The organism is Actinoplanes sp. NPDC051633 (assembly GCF_040681735.1).
GTDB lineage: Bacteria > Actinomycetota > Actinomycetes > Mycobacteriales > Micromonosporaceae > Actinoplanes.
On sequence record NZ_JBFAZH010000428.1, the window covers coordinates 1 to 5,928 of the forward strand.

Annotated in this window: 4 protein-coding genes; all 4 read right to left on the minus strand. The window is 73.5% G+C overall.

Annotated features, from left to right (window positions below):
- Positions 1-65: 65 nt before the first annotated feature.
- A complete protein-coding gene (menC, locus tag AB0M20_RS22725; RefSeq protein ID WP_364301191.1) occupies positions 66-1,169 on the minus strand; it encodes an o-succinylbenzoate synthase in 1,104 nt (367 codons plus the stop codon).
- Complete coding sequence (locus AB0M20_RS22730; RefSeq protein WP_364301193.1) at positions 1,166-1,939, minus strand: GNAT family N-acetyltransferase; 774 nt, start codon at positions 1,937-1,939, stop codon at positions 1,166-1,168. Before AB0M20_RS22730 ends, menC begins: the two co-directional genes overlap by 4 nt.
- Entirely contained in the window at positions 1,936-3,015 is a 1,080-nt protein-coding gene (locus AB0M20_RS22735) for a M20/M25/M40 family metallo-hydrolase (protein WP_364301195.1), read from the minus strand. The genes AB0M20_RS22730 and AB0M20_RS22735 overlap by 4 nt, the downstream gene beginning before the upstream one ends.
- On the minus strand, positions 3,012-5,928 hold a 2,917-nt coding region (locus AB0M20_RS22740), incomplete at its 5' end, for a serine hydrolase (RefSeq protein WP_364301197.1). The genes AB0M20_RS22735 and AB0M20_RS22740, both read right to left, overlap by 4 nt.

Sequence of the window (5,928 nt, forward strand, 5' to 3'; positions counted from 1 at the left end):
CCTGCTCCCGCCGGAGCGGCCGTACCCGTTGCCCCCGCCGATCGCGGCGGCGATCGGCGCCTGAGTCAGACCGTGATCCACTCCGTGGAGAGGGTCACCGCCGACAGCTCGTCCGGCAGCGGGGTGACGCCCAGGCCGGGGCCCGTCGGTACGGTCAGGTGGCCGTCGTCCTCCAGCACGAACGGCTCGGTGATGTCGGTCTTGTAGTAGCGCGCCGAGCCCGACGTGTCGCCCGGCAGGGTGAAGCCCGGCAGCGCGGCCAGCGCGACGTTCGCGGCGCGGCCCAGGCCCGTCTCCAGCATCCCGCCGCACCACACCGGCACGCCGTGCGCCACGCACACGTCGTGGATCCGGCGCGCCTCCAGATAGCCGCCCACCCGGCCCGGCTTGATGTTCACGATCTCGCACGCGTTCAGGCGGATGGCGTCGGCCGCCGCGCGCGCCGAGGTGATCGACTCGTCCAGGCAGATGGGGGTACGCACCACCCGGGCCAGCGCCGCGTGTCCCAGGATGTCCTCCTCGTCCAGCGGCTGCTCGATCAGCAGCAGATCGAAGGGGTCCAGCTTGGCGAGGTGGCGCGCGTCCGCCGTGGTGTACGCCGTGTTCGCGTCCACCTGCAGCAGCATCTCGTCGCCGAAGCTCTCCCGCACCGCCCGGACCGGCGCGACGTCCCAGCCCGGCTCGATCTTCAGCTTGATCCGCAGGTAGCCCTCGGCCAGATAGCCGCCGACCGCCTCGAGCAGCTCGGGGATGGAGTCCATGATGCCGACCGACACTCCACAGGGGACCGACTCATGCACCGCGCCGAGCTCCCGGGCGAACGACCGGCCGGCGGCGCGCAGCTCGGCGTCGAGCACCGCCATCTCGAGCGCGGCCTTCGCCATGCGGTGGCCCTTGAAGCGGGCCAGCGCCGGCGCCACCGACACGCCCGTCAGGTCAGCACCCAGGGCCGGGATCAGGAAGCGCCGCAACACGTCCGCGGCCGCGTCCACGTATTCCGATGAGTAGAGCGGGTCGGTCATCGCGACGCACTCGCCCCAGCCCTCGGCCTCGTCGGTGACCGCGCGCAGCAGCAGCACCTCGCGGGTGGTCTCGGTGCCGAACGACGTGCGGAACGGCGCCACCAGAGGCATCGCGATCCGGCGCAGCTCCACTCCCGTCAACCTCATCGGCCCGTTCCCTTCTGTCGCACCACATAGAACCCGGCCCGGTCGAAGCCGGCCACCTCACCCACGAGCGGGCTCAGGACCTCGCGCAGCGCGACCCGCCAGGCGTTCGCCATCGCGGGATCGGTGCGGCGCAACGCCGCGATGTCGGACGGGGTCGCGATCAGCAGCGTCACCCCGTCCGGGGAGGCGGGCAGCGAGTCGTCCAGCGAGCCGATCTCCGGCCCGCCGTCGGCGGCGCGGCCCAGCACGATCACCGCGTCCCCGCGCTCGACCGGCCGGCCCACCGGCGCCGCCAGATCCCACGAGACCAGCAGCCGGTCCGAGCCGGCGCCCTGGTTCACCCCATCGGTCATCTCGCCGTAGAAGTCCGGCAGATACTCGGCGGCCGTCGCGCCCAGCTTGGTGAGGTTGAAGTAGGCGTTGCGCCCGACGAGCGGGTCGAACGTCCAGCTGATCGTCTCGACGCCGTGCCGCAACGCCCATTCGCGCTGATCGAGCTTGAGCGCGAGACCGATCCCGGCGTGCTGGGCGGACACGCCGGCGACGTGGCTGTGCATGCTGCGCGACGCCGGCGGGCCGAAGAACCCCAGGCAGGCTCCGACCAGCCGGTCCTCGTCGAAGGCGCCGGCCAGGTAGTTGCCGGCCTTGGTGAGGGCGCGCAGCATCTCCGGCTGGATCAGCGAACCGGCATCGCCGGGCGGCCACAGCGCGTCGAAGAGGTCGACGGCGGCCGTCATCTCGGCGATGGTGGTGAGCTGGCGGATCCTCATCCGAGCAGGTCCCGGATCAGGGCGGTGAGCAGGGCGGTCCGGTCGGGCAGGCGGTCCACCAGCACGTGCTCGTCCGCGGCGTGCGCGCCGCCGCCGACCGCGCCGAGCCCGTCCAGCGTGGGGATGCCGATGCCCGCGGTGAAGTTGCCGTCCGAGCCGCCGCCGACGGCCGCGCTCGCCAGCGGCGGCAGCCCGAGCCCGGCGGCGATCCGCTGGGCGCGGGCGAACAGCTCCGCCGACGCCGACCCGGGCAGCGGCGGCCGGTTGCGGCCTCCGGTCACCTCGAGCGTCGCGCCGGCGAGGACCGGCTGGAGCCCGCGCATCGCGGCATCGATCCGGTCCTGCTCGTCGCCGAGGGCGGTGCGTACGTCGACCGCGAACTCCCCGCCGGCCGGCACGGTGTTCGACGTGGTGCCGGCGGCGAAGGTCGTCGGCGTGACCGTGCTGCCGCGCTGCGGATCGGCTAGCGCGGCCACGGTGAGGGCCTGATGCGCCAGCTCCAGTGCGGCGTTGACGCCCCGGTGCGGCTCCAGCCCGGCATGCGCGGCCCGCCCGTGCGCACGGACGGTGTACATCGAGATGCCCTTGCGCTCGGTCTTGAGCGCGCCGCCGTCCGCGGACGCCTCGAGCACCAGCGCGGCGGCGCAGCCCGCAGCGGACTCCTCGATCAGCGTGCGCGAGCCCGGCGAGCCGATCTCCTCGTCGCTCGTGATCAGCAGCGTCACGCCGTCCAGGTCGTCGAGCGCGGCCAGCGCGTGCAACGCCATCGCGACACCGGCCTTCATGTCGAAGCAACCGGGACCGCGCATCACCCCGCCCGCGACGGAGAACGGATGCGTCGCCAGGGAGCCGAGCGGCCACACCGTGTCGTGGTGCCCGAGGACCAGCACCTTCGGCTCGCCGCCCCAGCGCCAGAGGAGGTTCGCGCCGTGGCGGGCCGGGGCCGCGCCCAGCCGTTGCGTGCCGATCCGGGCCACCAGGTCGGCGCTGCGGGCGACCGCCACCGGATCCGACGACGGCGACTCGCAGGTGACCATGGCCTCGATGTCGGCCTCGATGTCGGCGAGCAAGGTCATGCAGGCACCTTAGGCGCCGCGCGCGTGCCCAGGTGCAGGAACCGCTCCCCGGTCGGCAGCACCTCGAAGGTGACCGGCGTCCAGGTGCGCTCGCCCGGCTGCCGGGTGAGGAACCGGTCCGGGCCCAGGGCGATCAGCTCGGTCTCCACCACCGGCTCATCGCTGAGCTCGGCGAACAATCCGCTCATCGTCATCCGCAGCCGGGCGCCCTCGAGCACCTCGAGCCGCACGCCGGCCCGCTCGTACGTGCCGAGATGCTCGTCGAGGGAAGCGGTGACCGGCGGCTCGGGCGGCGTCGGCGGCGCCGGCACGGTGATCCCGGCCAGCTCCGCGAAGATCTCGGTGAACAGGTCCTGGTAGAGCCCGGCGCCGTCGTCGTTGTTGGTGAGCAGCACGACGGCCAGGTCCTCGTCCGGCAGCACCTTCAGGAACGCGGTCTGCCCGATCGTGCTGCCGTCGTGCCCGTAGAGCCGCCGGCCGTCCCAGCTCGCCCGGATCCAGCCCAGCCCCCACGAGTCGCCCAGACTCTCCGGGTTGGGCACGTCCACCTCGTGCGCCGTCATCGCCGCCGCCGACGCGGGACTCAGCAGGCCGTCGCCGCCGCGCAGGTGCATCCGGGCGAAGCGCAGCACGTCGCCCGCGGTCGAGCTGATGATGCCGGCCGGGCCGATCGCCCGGGCGAAGTGCCACATCTTGGCCGGGGCGCCCTTGAGGTGACCCACTGCCACCCGGTGCAGCAGCGCCTCCTCGGGCAGCGTGACCGTGTGGTCCATGCCGAGCGGCTCGAGCAGCCGGTCGCGCAGCACGTCGTCCCAGGTGGCGCCGGTCAGCCGCTCGACGACGCGGCCGGCCAGGACGAAGCCGGAGTTGCAGTACGACCACGCGGCGCCGGCCGGGAACAGCTGCGCCTCGCCGGGCAGGGCGGAGACGTACCGCTCGACGGCGTCGTCGCCGCGGCCGAAGTCGGTGAACAGGTCACCGTCGATGCCGCTGGTGTGCCGGAGCAGGTGTCGCACGGTGATGCCCTCGTCGTTGAGGGCCAGCTCGGGCAGCACCTTGGCCAGGGGCGCGTCCAGGTCGAGCGTGCCCTCGTCGGCCAGCTGCATGACCAGGGTGGCGGTGAAGACCTTGGTGATCGAGCCGATGTGGAACAGCGAGTCGGTGGTCACCGGCACGCCGGTCGCCCTGCTCAGCACGCCGTACGCGGCCTCGGCGAGGTGGTCGCCGTGCAGGATGCCCAGCGTGGCGCCCGGCACACCGTGCCGCTCGGCGAGCACGGCCAGCCGCCGCTGCCAATGCTCCCGGTCCAGGGCCGGCTTGGCGCCGGTGACGTACCGGCGCAGCCAGTCGGCGGTGCGGTGGTTCCAGTCGAGCCGGTGGGTCAGGCGGCCCTGCCCGACGAACTGATGCGAGCCCTCCGGATAGACCACCAGCTCGGTCGGCACCCCCTGCTGCCGCAGCGCGGTGAACCACTGCTGGGACTGGCCGACCGGGCAGCGCAGGTCCGCCTCGCCGTGCAGGATGAGCGTCGGCGTCCGGACGTTCTCGGCCAGCGCCATCGGGTTCTCCCGGCCGAACTCCTGCTCGTGCAGCAGGTGCCCGATGTCCGACGTGCCGATCATGCTGGTCAGGTCGGTGACCATGCCGCCGGGGACGGCCGCCGCGAAGCGCCGATCGCGCGCCGTCAGGTACGCGGTCATGAAACCGCCGTAGCTGTACCCCGTGACGGCCAGCCGCGCCGGGTCCGCGATGCCCTCGGCGACCAGCTGGTCGATCGGCTCCAGCAGATCCGGCGAATCGGCCGCGCCCCAGTTGCGGGAGACCGAGGTGTAGAACCCCTCACCGAAGCCGTCGCTGCCGCGCGGGTTCAGCAGCAGCACGGTCCAGCCCTCGGCGACCAGCTCCTGGTGGTAGAGGCGGCGATCGTCCGCTGCGCCGTTCCAGGCGCCGTGCGGCCCGCCGTGGATGTCCAGCAGCAGCGGCGAGGGCCCATCGGTGGCCGGATCGCGGATCAGCCACCCGGCCACGGTCGTGCCGTCGCTGATCGCGAACTCACGCGCCTGCTTCGGATAGGGCGTGGCGTCGAGCTCCGGGCTGAACCGTACGGTCTCCGCGCCGGATTCAAGATCGACAGCGACGATCTCACCGTACGCCTCCGGCGTGCTCCGCAGGATGACGGCGGTGTCGCCGCGCACCGAGAATGCGGACACGTGGACCCCGGTGCCGGTCGCCAGGGGCCGGGGCGCGCCGCCGTCGAGGTCGACGGCGTAGAGGTGGGTGTCGCCCCGGTCGCAGACGCAGAAGACGATCGTCCGCTCGTCTCCGGCGAACTGCGGGACGCCGCCGACGGCCGGGCCGGACATCACGTTGCGGTCGAGGACCTCGCCGAGATCGACGGGTTCGCCGCCGATCGGCACGCGCAGCAGCCGGGTGTGGCCGGCGGGCGAGTCCTGGTTGCCGGTCACCAGGAGGTCGGCGCCGTCCGGGGTCCAGGTGACGGTGGCGGCCACGCCCTCGGGCAGCGCCCCGACGCGGATGGTCGCGTGCTCGTCCTCGGCGTCCACCACGTGCACCGGCAGGTGCAGGGTCAGGTCGGCGTCCGGGGCGGTGGGCGCCGTGAAGGCCAGCCGGTGCCCGTCCGGTGACCAGGCCGGATCGCCGGCATCCCAGTCGCCGTCGGTCACCTGCCGGATGTGGCCGGTCGCCACGTCGAGCACGTGCAGGTGGCGGCGCCGCCCGCGCAGGAAGCCGGGGCCGTCGGCCTGGTAGTTGAGCGTCCTGGTGGCCCAGGGTGCGGCGCCCTTGCCGGGCGACGGCGCGGTGAACGCGATCCGGGTGCCGTCCGGTGACCAGACCGGCGGACCGGCGCCCTCGGGCAGGTCGGTGAGCTGCTCGGGCTCCCCGCCGCCGAGC

Excerpts from the sequence above, each read along its gene's own strand:
- menC (WP_364301191.1), bottom strand. The coding sequence starts at position 1,169 with ATGAGGTTGACGGGAGTGGAGCTGCGCCGGATCGCGATGCCTCTGGTG.
- AB0M20_RS22730 (WP_364301193.1), bottom strand. The coding sequence starts at position 1,939 with ATGAGGATCCGCCAGCTCACCACCATCGCCGAGATGACGGCCGCCGTC.
- AB0M20_RS22735 (WP_364301195.1), bottom strand. The coding sequence starts at position 3,015 with ATGACCTTGCTCGCCGACATCGAGGCCGACATCGAGGCCATGGTCACC.